Origin of the sequence: Amycolatopsis sp. cmx-11-12 (assembly GCF_046269425.1) — a bacterium.
Lineage (GTDB): Bacteria > Actinomycetota > Actinomycetes > Mycobacteriales > Pseudonocardiaceae > Amycolatopsis.
The window spans coordinates 148,843-164,841 of the sequence record NZ_JADNQM010000001.1 but is presented as its reverse complement, the minus strand read 5'-3'; the positions used below and the strand labels follow the sequence as shown (position 1 = coordinate 164,841).

Sequence of the window (15,999 nt, the reverse complement as noted above, 5' to 3'; positions counted from 1 at the left end):
TGATCGAACTCGGGGTCAACCGGGACTTTCGCCCAAAACGACGGGGGGGGGTACCTTTTTCGCGCACTACCTGTCCCGGCGTGCGATCCACGCCGCGGCCTGCGTTCGCCGCTGCATGCCCAGCTTCGCGAGGACGGACGTCACGTAGTTCTTCACCGTCTTCTCGGCGAGGAACAGGCGTTCCGCGATCTCGCGGTTGGACATGCCCTGCCCGATCAGGTCCAGTACTTCGCGCTCGCGTTCGGTGAGCGACCCGAGTTCGTCCTCGGGCGGATGCCGCAGCTTGTCCAGCACCCGCGCCGTCGACAGCGGGTCGAGCAACGACCGGCCCGCGGCGACCTCGCGGACCGCGTTGACGACGTCCTGACCGCGGACCTGTTTCAGCAGATACCCGGCCGCGCCCGCCATGATCGCACCGACCATGGCCTCCTCGTCGTCGAACGCGGTCAGCATCAGGCACTGCGGCGGGTTCGCCTTCGAGCGCAGTTCACGGCAGAGCGCGATACCGTCGCCGTCGCCGAGACGCACGTCGACCACCGCGACGTCCGGCTCGACGTGCATCGCCACGGCCAGGGCCTCGTCGACCCCGCTCGCCTCGGCGACGACCTCGATATCGGGCTCGTCGCTGAGGAGGTCACGCAGCCCGCGCCGCACCACCTCGTGGTCGTCGATGAGCAGCACCTGGATCGGCATACCCCCACGTTACTTCGTCGCCTTGGCGACCACCCGCTCCACCAGCGGAGACGGCAGATCGGCTCGTTCGGCCAGCCAGCACGCCCACTTCCGCAGCAGCGCCATCGCCACCGGGTCCCGCCAGTCACCGATCACGTCCAGGTAGTAGCCGATCCGGCCGGGGGAAACGCTGAATCGGGTGTCCGGCACCAGGCCGTCCATCCATTCGCCCGCCAGGTCTTCCACGGCCTCGGGATCGGGTTCGCCGCCGTAACGCTCGCTGTGCCACTCGAGGAACGGACGGGCCATTTCGGCCGGGTCGGAGTCGTCGAAGAGCGATCGGTACGGCGGGAGCGGCAGGTCCCGCTTCTTCAGCGCCGTTTCGAGGTCCTCGAACCGGCGTTGCGCGCGATACCAGTTGTCCAGTGCGTCGCGTGACTCGAAACCGATGACCTGGAAATCGCAGCTGGCCAGGCCGATCAGCCGTTCGGTATCGGTCACCGCCTTCGGCTCCGCGTCGCCGGCTTCGTCGCCGAGTTTCTTCCGCCACGCTTCGGTGGCTTGCTCGACGTCGTCATAGACGCGGCCGCCGGTCAGGGCAGGGATCCCGGACAGGTCGACGTCGAAGAGATACACACCGGGATAGGTGTACGTCGCGATCACCGCGAGGCGGGTGCCGTAGACGTCGCGCATCTCCCAGACTTCACCGGTCGACTTGATGTCCGAGAGGGATCGTGGCCAGTCCGACAGACTCTCGCTCTCGGACCCGACACGGGCGATCGCTGACCGCAGCGCCGGCTCCACACCGGGAGCCGCGATCGCGAGCAGGCCGTGCAGCAGCCGCCACAGTGCTTCCGTCGGCTCGGCCTTCGCCAGGGCGGACACCTCGGCGACCACAGCGGCGAAGAACAGGTCGAAGTCGAGACCGTAGTTTTCGTCGTCGATGGCGCGCTTCAGTTCGGCCCCGAGCAGCTCGCAGGTCGCCTGCTCGAGGTCGCGAGCCGTCTCGCAGGCCAGCAATCCGTCGACGCCGCCGAGGACGTTCTCGACTCCCTCCTCGAACCAGTCCGGGAAAGACACCGGTTCGGCGGTCAACGGCACCTTCGGCTTTGTCGCCTGCTTCTTGTTCTTCTTGGCCTTCTTCGGCTTCCGGCCACGGGAAACGGGGGACATGGCCGCCAAGCGTAGACCGTCCTGGTCAGCCGGCCGCCCAGAAAACCGCCTTGGCCACCTGTGCGTACAAGCCCTTCGGGTGATCGCGGAACAGCGGCTCGGTGCCGAACAGCACCACCCGTCCACCGAGCCCCGAGGTGCCGGAGACGACGGCTGCCTGTCCCGCCGCTTGCAGTGGCCCGCCCGTCCCGTCGTCCCGCGTCCGCCAATGCCCCGCGACCAGCGGATTCCCGCTCGCGTAGCGCTGTTCCACGCTGACCGAAGAGCCGAGATCGGTGAACCAGAACGGTCCGTAGACGAACGAGTCGGGCAGTGCTCCGGCACCGACCGGGCCGGTCCCGTTGACGACCGAAACGACGCCGTTGCCGTCCTCCCAGCCCGCGACCGGACGCGCTTCGAGAAGTCCCCCATCAGTGTTGAACCGCGCGCCTGTGGCGCCGCGGGTGACCACGCCACCGCGGGCGAGGAAGGCACGCAACGCGTCCTTCGCAGCGGGGGTGAGATCGGTGTACCGCAGTCCCGAAGAGACGAACAGCAGGTCGATCCGCGACCAGTCGAAGCCCGCGTTGAGCACCGCCGCCGACACCGGGCGGACGTCGAAGCCCATGTCCCGCAACGCTTTCAGCTCGTCCGGGCCGACGGCTCCGGCGATCGTCTTGCGGCTGAGCGGAGTCGAGGTCCCCCGTGCTTCGGTGAACCGGACGCCGTAGCGGTCCGCCACTTCGGCGGCGGCGGGGCGGGCCGAAGCGGGCACGACGATCGTGCCGTCGGCCGCGCGTCCCAGTGCGAATCCGCGGTTCAGCAGGTCGTTGGCGGCGCTGACGTCCTTGCCGTCGACGAGCTTCAGCGCGAGATCGCGACCCGGCGCCGCGTCGATGCCGCCGGTGGGTGACGCTGCGGCGACGTCGTGCGCCCGGACGTCGAGCCTGCCGTGGGCGACGATGTCGACCGAAGCGCCCCACAGCAGGCGATGACTCCAGCCGGAGATGTCGTACATGACCGGCACCTTCGCCGAGATGTCGCTGCCCTGCTCCAGCATCACGTTCGCCAGACCGCGTTTGGGCTGGTGCATGTCGACCAGATACGAACCGGCCGGATACCGCCGCCCGGCCAGCGAGAAGGCACGATCCGCCTGGCGGACGCGGACGTCGTTGGCCACCAGGTGGTCGACGAGCCGCGAAGCCGCGACGGCCGAACGCTGGTCCGCGCCGGCGGGGATGACGTACGCCCGCGGGAATTCGGTGCGGTAGCGGTCTTCCGGCCCGAAGCCGGGCACGAACCCGTCCGGGATCTCGCGCTGCGCCTCGCCCGCGCTGCCGCGGCGGAACATCTCGATCTGGTTCGCGATCAGCTCACCGCGATTGCGGTCGACGTAGCTCAGGGTGCTGCCGATGGTGGCCTCGACGACCTCGGTGTTGATCACCGAACGCCGCCGCAGTTCCTCGACGGGCCGCGTTTCGTAGTCCGCGTTGTTGACCCGCATCGGGATCTCGATCGTGAACGACACCGCGCCGTGGTACATCGCGTACTGGGCGGTGTAGATCGGCGCCCAGCCGTCCCAGCTGCCCGGTTCGTAGTCGCGGAACGGGATTTCGGGCTTCGCCGTCTCCGGCCGCCCGAGTGCCTTAACCGCCTGCTCCATCCCGAGACCGTTGGCGTACCCGTGCTTGAGGTAGAGGTCGAAGTCGTAGTTCTGGCCGTGTGGCGGCGTGGTCGGCTCGATGAGCGTGTTCGCGACGTAGCCGTGTTCGTCCAGCATCATCAGCGGTTGCTTGCCGATGGCGATCCCGCGCATGGCCCGCACTTCCGGCTGCGACGCGGTGACGAAGTCGCGGTTCGGGTCGAACCCCGCCGACGTCTGCCGGGTACCGGCGACGCGACCGTCCGGATTGGCCGTGACGTTGAAGTAGAAGCGGTTCCGCTTCAGCAGTTCGGCGGTCTTGGGATCGTTCGACGTCGCCAGCTTCTCGATGACACGGAGCGCGCCGTCGGTGCCTTCCCATTCGTTGCCGTGGATGTTGTTGTTGATCCACACCGGGGCTTTGTAGCCGTGGCGCAGGAACGGGTCGCGCGCGGCACGGGCCGGATCGTTCTCGATCAGCGAGCGCCACGCGTCCTGCCGCCGCGTCTCGAATCGGCTCTCCGGCGCGGTGAGCGTCACCAGGTAGAGGTCCCGTCCGAGACCGGATCGCCCGGCGATCTCGACCGAGATCCGGTCGCTGCGTGCCTGCAACGCGTTCAGCTTCGGCGCGATCGCGTGATACGGCGCGAGGCCGAGCTTGATCGACTTGTCGGCCGTGTTCTCCGGATGGACGCGCAGCTTCGTCTTGCGCGGATAACCGGAGTGGTCGCCCGCGACGTTCTCGCCCGCCGCGGCCCGCGCGGCGCTCATCGGCGGGTCGGTCGCGGCGATCTCGTTGCGTTCCGGCCCGTTGCCGGGGTCTCGATGCGTCGTCGGCGGTGGCGCCGCGTACGCGGGCGCGGTGACCGCGCTCAGGGAAAGCAGCAGAGCCAGGACCACGGTGCGAGCCGAACGCGACAAGGGCCACCTCCAGGGACGTCGGCACAGTGTTTCCGCTCGCCAAAGACGTCACAAGACCCGAAAGGCGGCTAGGCCGGGAACCGATGCTCGTTCCGGTCGATCTTGGCGTTCGCCGCCTCGATCAGGTCGACGCCGAGACTGTTCGCCAGCTGGAGGAGATACAGCGTGACGTCGGCGATTTCGTCGACGACGTTGTGCGCCAGCTCGGGGTCGGAACGCCACTTCGCGGACTCCTCCGGCGTGAGCCACTGGAACAGCGAAGTCAGCTCACCGACTTCGCCGGACAGTGCCATGACCAGGTTCTTCGGCGTGTGGAACGGTTCCCAGGCTCGTGCCGCGGCGAAGTCACGGAGGCGCTGGTTGAGGTCTTCGAGAGTCACGTGCCGTGCCTACCAGATCGTCACGGTGCGCAAACGGCCGTATGGCGGACGGGCGTTGACGTGCAATTTGCAACTTGCATAACGTCACACGGCGTCGGGAGACCGATCCGGAAGGAAAGCCTTGAGGTCCCAGCGAAGCATTCGCTCTCGCATGCTCTCCATCGCGTTCGTGCCGAGCGCGGCCCTGGTACTGGTCGCCTTGGTCATCGGCGGATTCCTCGTCCACCAGGCCGTCCGCATGCGCGACGACGCCGAAGACGGCGCGGTCGCCATGATCGACGCGAGCCGGGGCATCGCGGCGTTGCAGCGCGACCGGGCGATCGCGTTGAAGGCGCCGGGAAGCCGCTCCGCCACCTACACCGCGTATGCCGATCACATCGACACCTCGCTTTCCTCGTTGCGTGAGATCGCGCGGGCCGCCCCCGACGCCGAGATCGGCTACCAGCAGGCACTCGCCGTCGAACTGCTCACCGTCGCCGAAGGAATGACCCGCAGTGACTCCCTCGCGGTCGCCGGGATCGACGACGAGGGGCGGCGCGACTACGCCGCGGCCGTCGGCGCCTACCGGTCCAGGCTCGACGCCGTCGCTGGAAAACTCACGGAAAGTAGCCGTCAGATTTACCGGGATCTCGTCGGAAGCGCGGACTGGAGCCGGTTCGGCGCGGTCGAAACCGCGTTGAGCGCGGCCACGCCACCTCCCGTCGGCCAGGACGCCTGGCGCGTCGCGGCCGGGGTCGTCGGACGATCGCTCGGCGACCTCGCCGTCCGCCAGATCGAGTACTCGGCGCGGCTCGCGATCGACGGCGGACGCCGGGTGTTGAGCGGTGCTTTCGCCGCTACCGCGGCGATCTCGCTGCTCGCGGGGGTGGTGATGGCGGTCGTGATGCTGCTCGCCCGGCGGCTCCCGATCCCGGTCATCCGCTGCCCGGCACGTCTCGAAGCGGCGCCTTTGGGCTGGTCACACCGTGTGCACGACTACGCCGAAAAGAGCACGCTGTTGGCCCACACGCGTCGGCGAACCGGTCGGGCAGACTTGTCCGGTGAGTTCCACGACGGATCTGCGCCCCTACCTGCGCACCTTGGACGCGGAGACGCTGGCGGACCTGCTTCATGCCCACGCTGAGCGTGACCCTGTGTTACGCCAGGCCCTGGAGAGCCGCTTCGTCACCCAGGGGAGTGACCTCGCGGAGGCGCACCGCCTCCTCGACACCGCTGTCATGGCGGGCAACGTCGAGTACGCCGCGAAGGTCGGCTCCGTTCTCGACACGCTTCAACGCCTTCTCGACGCCGGCAGCCGGGCCGATCTGGCCCCGCTCGCCCGCCGGACCGTCGACGACATCAGCGAGATGCTGGAGCAGATCGACGACGCCTCGGGCGAGGTCGTGGACCGGCTGGACCGGGCCGTCGAGCTGTACGCGCGGGCCTGCGTCGCGCACCCGCCGGACCAAGAGAGCCTGGCCCGCTGGATCCTCGAAGTGGAGTTCGACGGACCAGGCTGGCCGGTCATCGAGCTGGCCGACTTCGCGTCCGCTTTGGGGGACAAGGGGATCGCGCTGATCAGGTCCACTGTGGACAGTGTGCTCGCGGAGCAGGTGTCCGGATCGAAACGCGAGACGGCCGAGCGGTTGCGCGAGGAACTGGCGGAGGTGTCCGGCGACGTCGACGCACTCGTCGCGATCCTCGCCGCCAAGCCGCCGCGGGTCGACGTCAGCCTCAAGATCGTGCGCGTGCTGCGTGCGGCGGGACGGCACAGTGAGGCCATCGCGCACGCGGCGCGGGCACTCACGCACGACAAGAAGGAAGAGGCGCCTCCGCTCGAAGAGGAGCCGGTTCCCTTGTCGCGCAAGGACTTCGACGAGCGACCCGGCGCCGCGTCGTATCTCGCGCTGCGCGAAGAGTCGTTGGAAACGGGGCGGTGGGTCGCGCAGCGGAAGACCGCGCTGGCCCGGTTGCGAGAACTCGCCGCCGAGAGCACGGATGCCGCCGACGAACTCGTCCGCGCCCTGCTCGGAGAGGATCGCGCCGACGAGGCATGGCGGGCGGCGGTGCGTTTCGAAGCCTCATTGCCGGTGCGCGTCGAACTCGCGGATTCGCGTTCCGTAGCCCATCCGGCCGAAACAATTCCCATCTACCGGGAGCATATCGAAGAATTGATCACACGGAAAGATCCGAACTCCTACCGTGAGGCCGCCCGGCAACTTCGCAAACTGCGCACCGTGCACAAAAAGGCTGGTACCGCTGAAGAATTCAGCTCGTACCTCGGCACATTGGTGGAAATACACAAACGCAAGACACGGCTGATCGCCGAGGTCAAGGCGGCGAGAGTCGCGATTCCGAAACCCGTCAAGGCGTAACCGCGCGCACCGCCGGTCGTTATTCGAAGTGAACCGAGGAAACCCGGCGGAGAAGGTCGAGCCACCCTGGCGGGCCGTTTGAAGTCGCGGTGGTCCTGAACCGGTGTCCGCCCGCGCCCTCCCCGCGACCGGGACACCGCGTGCCGCGCCCAGGGCCACCGCGACGAGCCCGTTCGGGGCCGCGTGGAAACATGTGATTCATGAGTCCGGTCCGGGAATCGTCGGCCCGCTACGCACCCGCAGCCCGTTCGGTGAAACCATGTGATTCATGAGTCCGGTGAGTCGTGCCCGCAAGAAGGCAGCCCAGCCCTCCACCCCGAGTGTGACGGGCCTCTTCAAGGACGTCCTGCGGGACTTCTCGACCCTCGGTGCCGAACCCGAAGTGCTCGACGTCGAGCTGCTGACCTCCGAGGTGCTCGGCCAGTGGTGGGACATCGAGGTCGAAGAGGACGAAACGTCGCTGGGCCTGGAGCTCATCGCGTTCGCCGCCAGGAAGATCACTCCCGCCGCGGCCGCGCTGCTCGCCGGACTGCGTGTGCTCGCCGAGACCGAAGAAGAGCGCGAGGCGGCGGCCGCCGCGCTCGACACCGTGCTGGGCCGCGGCATCCCGGAGCCGGAGTGGGCGGCGGACCTGGCCGCGGTGACCGTCGGGGACTGCTGGCGGACCGGTGACGTCTTCGGCGACGAGTCCTCCCTTCTCTGTGTCTTCTCCCGCGGCGGTGTCGAGCACGGCCTGCTCGCGCTGGTCGACTTCACCGAAGGCGGCCGGATCCGCGACGTCGTCGTGGTCGACAAGCCGCACGACGTGCTGTCCGAGATGCGGCAGCAGGCCGCCGACGACCCGGAGCTGGTCACGCTGGAGCGGGTGCTGCCCGAGCGCGCCCACCAGCTGCTCGCGGACGGGCTGGCCGCGACGGACGTCGTCGAGGAGCCCGACGTCAGCGAGGACTACGCGCGGTTCCACGCGATCGCGCTGGCCTGGATCCGGGCGCTCCCCACTCCCGAGCCCTCGCCCGAGATCACCGAGTGGCCCGAGCAGGTCCGCGAAGAGGTCGTCGCCGACTTCATCGGGTCCGGGCTCGTGGAGGACACCGAGGCGACGCGGTTCTACGCGCGCCTGCTCGTCGACTACGGCTGCGAGACCGAGCCGGGCAGCCCCTTGCGGGTCGGGCCCGAGAAGCTCGCCCGGTTCCTCGAATCGCTGCTCGACGGCGAGTTCGAGGTCGACGAGGCGTATGAGGACGCGCTGGAGCCCGCGCTGCTCGGCTGGGTCACCTGGGCGGCCGACCGCGCCGGGCTCCCCGAGGCCGCCCGCGTGGCGCTGCTGGAGAGCGCGACCGAGTTCCTGGAGGAGTTCGCGCAGGACGAGGACTCCACGCTCGACGTCTACTTCGACGGCTCCGAGGGGATCGAAGACCCGGCGGAACTCGCGGAGGCGCTCGAACGCCGGATGTTCGCCGTCCCGACGGTCTACGCGGAGATCGGCGACGAGGAGCTGGAACTCGAGCCCGCCGACCCCGAACAGCGCCGACTGCTGGTGATCGGCGAGCACCCCGAGTACCACGAGGCGCTGGCCGAGGAGACCTTCGACGGCGAGCCCCGGATGCGGCTCGCGCTCAAGACCACGATCGTCGACCAGCTCTGGGCCGATGAGCCCGCCGAGGTCTGGCAGGCCGTGCGGCGGCTGAGCGAGACCGGGCAGGAGCGCGACGAGATCTTCGAGCACCTCATCGACGCGCTGTCCGCCCAGCTCACCGAAGCCGGCGAGCACGAGATGGACTACGACCTCGACGACTACCGGAAGGCGCTCGGCGACCTCGCCTGACCGGCCGGAGGCCTGTCACCGGACTCAAGGTCGCTCGCCGAGCCGGGCGACCAGCGCCCTGGCCGCGTTCCGCAGTTGCCCGCGGCGCGTGCTGTCAGTGAGCCCTTGCAGGTGGAACGCCCACTGTGCCTCGACGAGGCCGGCGATGGCATAGGCCGTCTCGGCGACGCGATCGGCCGGTGCGGTGGCGTACGCCGCCTGGAGCTGCTCTTCGGCCGCGGGGAGCCACCGCCGCGTCCACAGTTCGTGCAGTTGGTGGCGGACGCCGGTGTCCCTTGCCGCGAGCGCCACCAGTTCGGTCCACACGACGAGGTCTTCGGCGTGCCGGTACGCCCCGGGCTCGAACAAGCGATCCAGCCGGTCCTCGACACTGTCCCCCTCCTCGCCCAAGACCATCCGTTCGCCGTAGGCGGCGACGGCTTCGGCGATGAACGCGGTCATCAGCTCGTCGCGGTCGCGGAAGTAGTGCAGCACCAGCGTTCGCTGCAGGCCGGCCGCCGCGGCGACGTTCATGATCGTCGTGCCCGCCAAGCCGTCCCTGGCGACGACCGAGGCCATCGCTTCGAGGATCTGCCTCCGTCGTTGACGGGTCATGGCCGGACGGCCTACTTTATTTACTGACATGACAGTAAATATACTAGGGGAGCGACCATGCGAGTACTGGCCCTCGGCGGTGCCGGGGCGATGGGGGTCCATGCGTGCCGCACCGTCGCCAAGGTCCACGAAGATGCCGAGCTGATCGTCGCCGACCTCGACGCCGAGCGGGCCGCCGAGGTCGCGGCGGGCCTCGGTGACCGGGCGAGGAGTATCGGCCTGGACGTCACCGATGCCGCGGCCCTCACCGAGGCGATACGCCGCGCCGACGTCGTGATGAACACGGTCGGGCCCTTCTTCCGGTTCGGCGTGCCGATCCTGCGTGCCGCGATCGAGCAGGGCCGCGACTACGTCGACATCTGCGACGACTGGGAGCCGACTGTCGAGATGCTCGGCCTGAACGAGGCCGCGAAGGCGGCCGGGAGCACCGCGTTGGTCGGGATGGGCGCGAGTCCGGGGGTGTCGAATCTGCTGGCCGTCTCGGCGGCACGTGAACTCGATCGGGTGGACGAGATCATCACCGGGTGGGATCTCACGACCGGTGGACTCGACGTCGCGTCGACACCGGGTGTGCCGAGTGCGGCTGTCGTCCACGCCATCGAGCAGATCACCGGAACGATCCGCGTCACCAGAGGCGGTCGCCCGGTCGACGAACCGGCCTTGCGGCGCACGCGCCTCGACTACCCGGGTGTCGGGCGGCGGACGGCTTGGACCTTCGGACATCCCGAAGCGCTCACGATGCCCGCGGCTTTCCCGTCGGTCACGACCAGCCTCAACGTGGCGTTCGGCGACCCCGCCACCATCGCCGGGTTGCGCGTCATCCGCGCGGCCGTCGACCGACGGCTCGTGTCGGCCCGTCGCGCCGCACTGATCGCCGAACGCGTCGATCGGTGGTCGTCCGCCAAGCCCGCGTTCCGGGGACGGCGGCTCCCGCCCCTGTTCGGCCTCGCGATCGGCGCCCGTCACGGCGAACCGGCATCGGTGGGCTGCGCCCTCGCCCAGATTCCCGGTGGCCTCACGATGGGCGAGGTCACCGGTATCCCCCTCGGTGTCGCGATCGGCCTGCTGGCCGGTGCACGACCAGGAGTCGGGACTCCGGAGACCCTTCTGGACCCCGGTGACGTCTACGCCGCGCTGGCTCCGCACTGCATCGGCGACCCGGACCCCGCGAGCATGGTCGTGACGACTCGATCCTGGGAGGCTCACGCCGCCGCCGACCTCCACGACGCACTCGACCGGGCGCGTGCCTTGCTCGTCTGAACCCGGCTCGACCGCCTGGCACGACGTCACGAGCCAACCTCTTGCAACTCCCCCCAATTCCATCTAGTCTGTCTAGATGGAAGCACCAACCTGGCAAGTACAGGACGCCAAGCAGCGGCTGAGTGAGCTGCTGCGCCGGGCCGCGGCCGAGGGGCCGCAGTTCGTCACCAAACATGGGGAGGAGGTGGCCGTAGTGCTGGACATCATGGATTACCGCAGGCTGGCCGGAGGCGGTGAAGCCGTCGATTTCAAACTCGTGCTCTCCGGCGAGCAGCACCATCCCGAATATGGGGAGGCGCTGGCCGACGTGCTGGAGGAGATCGCCGCCGAACGCGCGGAGGATCTGCCGAGGGATGCCGTGGAGGTGAGCGGGTGAGCTTTCTGCTGGACACGAACATCGTGTCCGAGGCCCGGCGCCGCACGCAGAACCCGGGTTTCGCCCGGTGGTGGGGCGGGGTGTCGTCGAGCAGGCTCTATCTGAGCGTGCTGACGGTGGGGGAGATCGAGAGAGGGATCGGCAAGCTCAGGCATCGAGGAGATCAAGACCGGGAGCGGGCGGACGCGCTGGCCGACTGGCTGGCCGGGCTCACCGCGCAGTTCTCGGAACGGATCCTTCCGGTGACCGCCGAGATCGCGGCCGAATGGGGCAGGCAGTACGCGCCGCGGAAAGTGCCGTCCGTCGACGGGCTGATCGCCGCGACCGCCCGGATCCACGAGCTGACCCTGGTCACCCGGAACCTCGCCGACATGGCCGGGCTCGGAGCGCAGGTGCACAACCCGTTCGACTGAGGAAGTGATCAAGACGTCCGGACGTCTTGATCGGCCGGGCTCAGTCCGGTGTCGCTCGGTCCGGTGTTCGGTGTCGGGTGTTCAGCCCAGCGGTGCGGCCGGGGTGCCCTTGCTGTCCGTGACTTCCGGCTTCTTCCGGCGACGGTCCCCACGGGCGTCGTCGAAGTCGACGACGAAGGCGCCGGCGGCCATGGCCACCAGGAGTGCGAGTCCGAGAATCGAGCCGACCCAGGTCAGGATGATCGAGAACATCGTGAGCCTCCTCCCTGCTCAAGGTCCTTTTCGAGACCTCTTGTTCCCCTGACACAAGGGTCGCCTCGGGGGCCTGTAGCCGGTATCGGCCAACCGGTTACACGTACTGAGCGTGGATCGGCCGATCGGCCGAGGAAACCCGCTCGCCGATCGCGGTACGCGACCGGCCGGTACCGCCGGCTCGCCGGTGGTGCGAAGGCTGGTGCTTGTGAGGGAACGGCCGGAATTCGCCCGGGTGATCGGCTTCCGGCGAAGTGATCTCGGTCGTCGTCGTGAAACGCTCGCCGTGAGTAGAGATCCCGTGAGGATCGGTTACCCAGTGTTTCGGTTTCGCGGACTATTGGCGGAGCTGAGATGCCCTGGAGAAGGCGACCAAACAGGTGGACCCGCCCCGGCCGAAGGCCCCGCTATCGCGGTGGCAGGGCGCCCTGATCGCCCATCACGACGTAGTCCACCCAGCGGCGCCCTGCCGACGTCGATCGCGGTCGCGGGTTCACTGACAGCAACTCAGAGCTTGCGGAGCCGGACCCGGTTGATCGTGTGGTCGGAGTCCTTGCGGAGGACGAGGGTCGCGCGCGGCCGCGTCGGCTTGATGTTCTCCATCAGGTTCGGCTCGTTGATCGTGCGCCACAGGTGGCGTGCCTCGGCCCGCGCCTCGTCGTCCGGGAGACCGGCGAAGTGGTGGAAGTGTGACGCCGGGTCAGCGAACGCGGTGTGCCGCAGCTTGAGGAACCGCTCGACGTACCAGCGCTCGATGTCGGTCGTCGGCGCGTCCACGTAGATCGAGAAGTCGAACAGATCGGAGACGGTGAGCCGGGGGCCGGGCTGGAGGACGTTGAGCCCTTCGAGGATCAGGATGTCGGGTTGCCGAACGACCTGTTCCTCGCCGGGAAGGATGTCGTAGGCGAGGTGCGAGTACACCGGCGCGCTGACCCGTTCCGCCCCGGACTTCACGTCGGTGACGAACCGCAGCAGGGCCCGCCGGTCGTAACTCTCCGGGAAACCCTTGCGGTGCATGATCCCGCGCCGGACGAGTTCCGCCCGTGGATGGAGGAACCCGTCGGTGGTGACCAGGTCGACCCTGGGGTGATCCGGCCAGCGGGCGAGCAGGGTGCGCAGGATGCGCGCGGTCGTCGACTTGCCGACGGCGACGCTTCCGGCGATCCCGATGATGTACGGCACCTTGGTGCCCCGACTGTCTTCACCGAGAAAGGTGGTGGTGGCTTCGTACAACCGTTGCCGGGCGGCGACCTGGAGATTGATCAGCCTGGAGAGCGGCAGGTAGACCTCGGCGACCTCGGCAAGGTCGACCTGCTCACCGAGACCGCGCAGCCGCAGTAGTTCCGCGGCGGTCAGCGGCAGGGGAGTAGCCCTGCGCAACTCGCGCCACTGCTCACGGTGCAGCTCGACGTAGGGACTGAGCTCACGGACCCGCGGCATCGCACACTCCTCGCCCGTCGCCTGCGCTGGCGCCGTACAAAAGCCGTGTTGACGAGTTCTCGGCGGGGATACGTGCCTCGAACCGGATGAAGCCGCTTTAACGGTAGGGCTTACGGCTCGTGAACGCGCTGCGATGTGATGTAGCCCGCTTCGGGGCGTCAGCGCCTGTAGCGAACCCGCGTCCGCGATCGGCGTCGGCAGGACGAGGCCTGGTCATTCACCTCGCCGATGCGGAGAAGACGCCCTGCCACCGCGATAGCGGGGCCTCGGCCGTGGCGGATTCACGCGTTCGGTCACTGTTGGTGGTACATCTCAGCTCCGCCACCAGGCTCTTACCGTCCGTTACGAGGGCGGCCGGGGGCGAAGACCTCGTTCCACGCCGCGGCGACCTGCCGGGCGCAGGTGGCGGGCGCGACCCCGCCGACGCCGGTACCGAGTCCGGGCATCGCGATCGTGTGCACCAGGTCACGGACCCGGCCCTGGTCGAGCCTTCCGTCACGCCACTGCCGGAACACCGCCCTGGCGGCCAGGTACGGATGCACGGTGTCGCGGGGAAGGAGCTCGCCGGGTTCCCGCATCGTCGGCGCGCTGATCAGCCAGGCGGGCTCCGCCTCGCCGGTGGGCACGATCACGGCTTCACCGATCGGGAGTTCGCCACCGTGGTAGGCGAGCACGGCGCTGCGCACGTTCTGCTCGACATCGGGGTAGGCGCGGGCGTAGACGGCGTCGATGCCGCCGCGCATCCAGCCGTAGGAGTTCGCGGGGCTGACGACGGCTTGTGCGACGACGTCGAGCACTGACCCGCGGTGCACGAAGATCCGTCCGTCCACAGTGTCCGCGACGGTGGTCCAGGCTTGCGCGAGCAGGTCATCGACGGCACACAGCACCAGCTCCGGGGTGGGATGGTCGGGCAGGGGAGCGAAAGAGGAGCCGACATCCTCGTGGCCGGTGTGCGTGCCCGATTCGGCGGTCACGCTCTAAGCATGGCAAAAAAAGGCACCCGGCGTAACCGGGGCGCGTACCGGCTGTCCGAGTGAAAGTCGCCACCCGCGGCGTGCGTAATCTGGCGGGGTGTCACGGATCGCCTACTTCGGCCCCCAGGGAACCTTCACCGAACAGGCCGCACGCCGGCTCGCCCCCGGCGAGGAGCTGATCCCCGCGGAGACCATCCCGGCGGCGCTGGCCGCGGTGCGCTCGGGTGAAGCCGACGCGGCCTGCGTGCCGATCGAGAACTCCGTCGAGGGCGCGGTCACCGCCACCCTCGACAGCCTGAGCGAGGCCGAGCCGCTCGTCGCCGTGGCGGAGGTGCTGCTTCCGGTCCACTTCAGCGTGCTGACCAGGCCGGGCACGACCGAGATCCGCACCGTGGCGAGCCATCCGCACGCGCTCGCGCAGGTCCGTCACTGGGTCGAGGCGAACCTCCCCGGCGCGCGTCCGGTCGCGACGTCGTCCACCGCCGCGGCCGCGGTCGCGGTCGACGCGGGCGAGTTCGACGCCGCCGTCACCGCGCCGGTCGCCGTCGAGCACTACCCGCTGGACGTGCTGGCCACCGAGGTCGCCGACGTATGCGACGCCAAGACCCGGTTCCTGCTGGTCCGGCTGCCCGGCGAGCTGCCGGAGCCGACCGGGGCCGACCGCACGTCGATCGTCGCCGCCGCGACGAACCGGACCGGCGCACTGGCGGAACTGCTCACCGAACTGGCGGTCCGCGGGATCAACCTGACCAAGCTGGACGCCCGCCCGACCAGGAACAACTTCGGCGAGTACCGCTTCTTCATCGACTTCGAGGGGCATGTGGCCGAGCCCCGGATCGGCGACGTGCTGGCCGCGTTGCGCCGCCGGTGCCGCAACGTGCGGTTCCTCGGTTCCCACCCACGGGCGGACGACGGCACGACCGCGGTCGAGCAGGGTGCCGCCAACGAGGATTTCACCGAAGCGATCGACTGGGTCGAGTCGATCCGGAAGGGAGCACAGGCGTGAAACTCCTTCTCGTCCGCCACGGTCAGACCGACGGCAACGTGCGGGGCGCGCTCGACACCGCGCTGCCCGGCCCGCCGCTCACCGAGCTGGGCCGCGAACAGGCCAAGGACCTCGCGGCGCGGCTCGACGGCGAGCCGATCGTCGCGGTCTACGCCTCACAGGCCGTCCGCGCACAGCAGACCGCCGCGCCGCTGGCCGCCAAGCTCGGCGTCGACGTCCAGGTCGTCGACGGGGTGCACGAGGTCGCCGCGGGTGACCTCGAAGGCAACACCGACAAGGACTCGATCACGACCTACATGAGCGTCGTGCGCCGGTGGACGCTCGGCGAACTCGATCCGCCGATCCCCGGCGGCGAGACCGGCACGCAGGTCCGCACCCGGATGCTCGACGCGGTCGCCCGGCTGCGCGCCAAGCACGAGCAGGCCGACCCCGATGGCACGGTGGTCCTGGTGAGCCACGGCGGCGCGATCCGGCTCGGTGGCGAATGGCTCGCCGGGAACGTCACCGCCGAGATCGCCAACCAGGGCCTCATCCCGAACACCGGCATCGTCGAACTCGCCGCGACCGCCGACGGCTGGACCTGCCTCACCTGGGCGGAAGTCCCCGTCGAACGCGCCTAGCCGCCCCCTCGCGTTTCGTCCTCTTGTCGCGGTCCTTGCATGCGCAACTACCGCAACCAGAGGACGAAACGCGGGCGTTTGCCTCCGCTCCCGCCGGGGAATACACCCCACGAGATCA

General features: G+C 69.1%; 16 protein-coding genes. 8 read left to right on the top strand and 8 right to left on the bottom strand.

Going from position 1 to position 15,999, the window contains the following annotated elements; translation table 11 throughout:
- Positions 1–66: 66 nt before the first annotated feature.
- The 4 genes from ACLARN_RS00840 to ACLARN_RS00825 all read right to left on the bottom strand — a co-directional run bounded on the left by ACLARN_RS00840 (position 67) and on the right by ACLARN_RS00825 (position 4,767).
- Positions 67–693, bottom strand: a complete 627-nt coding sequence (locus ACLARN_RS00840) for a response regulator (protein WP_076164005.1) — start codon at positions 691–693, stop codon at positions 67–69.
- A gap of 9 nt (positions 694–702) precedes the next feature.
- On the bottom strand, positions 703–1,845 hold the full coding sequence (locus ACLARN_RS00835) for a hypothetical protein (RefSeq protein ID WP_409489357.1): 1,143 nt from the start codon (positions 1,843–1,845) through the stop codon (positions 703–705).
- A gap of 25 nt (positions 1,846–1,870) precedes the next feature.
- The gene (locus ACLARN_RS00830) at positions 1,871–4,366 is read right to left on the bottom strand and encodes a M14 family zinc carboxypeptidase (RefSeq protein WP_409489356.1); all 2,496 of its coding nucleotides are present in this window, start codon (positions 4,364–4,366) and stop codon (positions 1,871–1,873) included.
- Positions 4,367–4,455: 89 nt separating this feature from the next.
- Entirely contained in the window at positions 4,456–4,767 is a 312-nt protein-coding gene (locus tag ACLARN_RS00825; protein WP_409489355.1) for a nucleotide pyrophosphohydrolase, read from the bottom strand.
- A gap of 151 nt (positions 4,768–4,918) precedes the next feature.
- Between ACLARN_RS00825 and ACLARN_RS00820 the strand changes: the two genes are divergently transcribed.
- From ACLARN_RS00820 to ACLARN_RS00810, 3 genes are all read left to right on the top strand, one after another.
- Positions 4,919–5,890, top strand: a complete 972-nt coding sequence (locus tag ACLARN_RS00820; protein WP_409489354.1) for a nitrate- and nitrite sensing domain-containing protein — start codon at positions 4,919–4,921, stop codon at positions 5,888–5,890.
- On the top strand, positions 5,808–7,121 hold the full coding sequence (locus ACLARN_RS00815) for a hypothetical protein (protein ID WP_409489353.1): 1,314 nt from the start codon (positions 5,808–5,810) through the stop codon (positions 7,119–7,121). The genes ACLARN_RS00820 and ACLARN_RS00815 overlap by 83 nt, the downstream gene beginning before the upstream one ends.
- Positions 7,122–7,389: 268 nt before the next feature.
- The gene (locus ACLARN_RS00810; RefSeq protein WP_409489352.1) at positions 7,390–8,946 is read left to right on the top strand and encodes a DUF1841 family protein; all 1,557 of its coding nucleotides are present in this window, start codon (positions 7,390–7,392) and stop codon (positions 8,944–8,946) included.
- A 24-nt stretch (positions 8,947–8,970) separates the two neighbouring features.
- Here the strand turns inward: ACLARN_RS00810 and ACLARN_RS00805 are convergent, their stop codons facing one another.
- A complete protein-coding gene (locus tag ACLARN_RS00805) occupies positions 8,971–9,540 on the bottom strand; it encodes a TetR/AcrR family transcriptional regulator (protein ID WP_409489351.1) in 570 nt (189 codons plus the stop codon).
- A 57-nt stretch (positions 9,541–9,597) separates the two neighbouring features.
- Here ACLARN_RS00805 and ACLARN_RS00800 point away from each other — a divergent pair, with 57 nt between their 5' ends.
- The 3 genes from ACLARN_RS00800 (at position 9,598) to ACLARN_RS00790 (ending at position 11,589) form a co-directional block, all read left to right on the top strand.
- Positions 9,598–10,800, top strand: a complete 1,203-nt coding sequence (locus tag ACLARN_RS00800) for a saccharopine dehydrogenase family protein (RefSeq protein WP_409489350.1) — start codon at positions 9,598–9,600, stop codon at positions 10,798–10,800.
- Between the two features lie 76 nt (positions 10,801–10,876).
- Positions 10,877–11,176 carry a type II toxin-antitoxin system Phd/YefM family antitoxin gene (locus ACLARN_RS00795; protein WP_076164011.1) on the top strand — a complete coding sequence of 100 codons (300 nt, stop codon included), beginning with the start codon at positions 10,877–10,879 and terminating at the stop codon, positions 11,174–11,176.
- Positions 11,173–11,589 (top strand): type II toxin-antitoxin system VapC family toxin, encoded by a 417-nt coding sequence (locus ACLARN_RS00790; RefSeq protein ID WP_409489349.1) that lies wholly within the window; start codon positions 11,173–11,175, stop codon positions 11,587–11,589. Before ACLARN_RS00795 ends, ACLARN_RS00790 begins: the two co-directional genes overlap by 4 nt.
- A gap of 81 nt (positions 11,590–11,670) precedes the next feature.
- Here ACLARN_RS00790 and ACLARN_RS00785 read toward each other — a convergent pair whose 3' ends face one another.
- The 3 genes from ACLARN_RS00785 to ACLARN_RS00775 form a co-directional block, all read right to left on the bottom strand.
- Entirely contained in the window at positions 11,671–11,841 is a 171-nt protein-coding gene (locus ACLARN_RS00785) for a hypothetical protein (RefSeq protein WP_409489348.1), read from the bottom strand.
- Positions 11,842–12,348: 507 nt separating this feature from the next.
- Positions 12,349–13,281, bottom strand: coding sequence for a type I pantothenate kinase (coaA, locus tag ACLARN_RS00780; RefSeq protein ID WP_409489347.1), 933 nt, complete (start codon positions 13,279–13,281; stop codon positions 12,349–12,351).
- Between the two features lie 332 nt (positions 13,282–13,613).
- A complete protein-coding gene (locus ACLARN_RS00775) occupies positions 13,614–14,255 on the bottom strand; it encodes a macro domain-containing protein (protein ID WP_409489346.1) in 642 nt (213 codons plus the stop codon).
- A 97-nt stretch (positions 14,256–14,352) separates the two neighbouring features.
- Between ACLARN_RS00775 and pheA the strand changes: the two genes are divergently transcribed.
- Both pheA and ACLARN_RS00765 read left to right on the top strand, forming a co-directional pair.
- Positions 14,353–15,261 (top strand): prephenate dehydratase, encoded by a 909-nt coding sequence (pheA, locus tag ACLARN_RS00770; protein WP_409489345.1) that lies wholly within the window; start codon positions 14,353–14,355, stop codon positions 15,259–15,261.
- Entirely contained in the window at positions 15,258–15,881 is a 624-nt protein-coding gene (locus ACLARN_RS00765) for a histidine phosphatase family protein (protein WP_409489344.1), read from the top strand. The genes pheA and ACLARN_RS00765 overlap by 4 nt, the downstream gene beginning before the upstream one ends.
- Positions 15,882–15,999: the final 118 nt, after the last annotated feature.

Coding starts and splice junctions, on each gene's coding strand:
- ACLARN_RS00840 (WP_076164005.1), bottom strand. CDS start 693: ATGCCGATCCAGGTGCTGCTCATCGACGACCACGAGGTGGTGCGGCGC.
- ACLARN_RS00835 (WP_409489357.1), bottom strand. CDS start 1,845: ATGTCCCCCGTTTCCCGTGGCCGGAAGCCGAAGAAGGCCAAGAAGAAC.
- ACLARN_RS00820 (WP_409489354.1), top strand. CDS start 4,919: ATGCTCTCCATCGCGTTCGTGCCGAGCGCGGCCCTGGTACTGGTCGCC.
- ACLARN_RS00810 (WP_409489352.1), top strand. CDS start 7,390: ATGAGTCCGGTGAGTCGTGCCCGCAAGAAGGCAGCCCAGCCCTCCACC.
- ACLARN_RS00805 (WP_409489351.1), bottom strand. CDS start 9,540: ATGACCCGTCAACGACGGAGGCAGATCCTCGAAGCGATGGCCTCGGTC.
- ACLARN_RS00800 (WP_409489350.1), top strand. CDS start 9,598: ATGCGAGTACTGGCCCTCGGCGGTGCCGGGGCGATGGGGGTCCATGCG.
- ACLARN_RS00795 (WP_076164011.1), top strand. CDS start 10,877: ATGGAAGCACCAACCTGGCAAGTACAGGACGCCAAGCAGCGGCTGAGT.
- ACLARN_RS00785 (WP_409489348.1), bottom strand. CDS start 11,841: ATGTTCTCGATCATCCTGACCTGGGTCGGCTCGATTCTCGGACTCGCA.
- coaA (WP_409489347.1), bottom strand. CDS start 13,281: ATGCCGCGGGTCCGTGAGCTCAGTCCCTACGTCGAGCTGCACCGTGAG.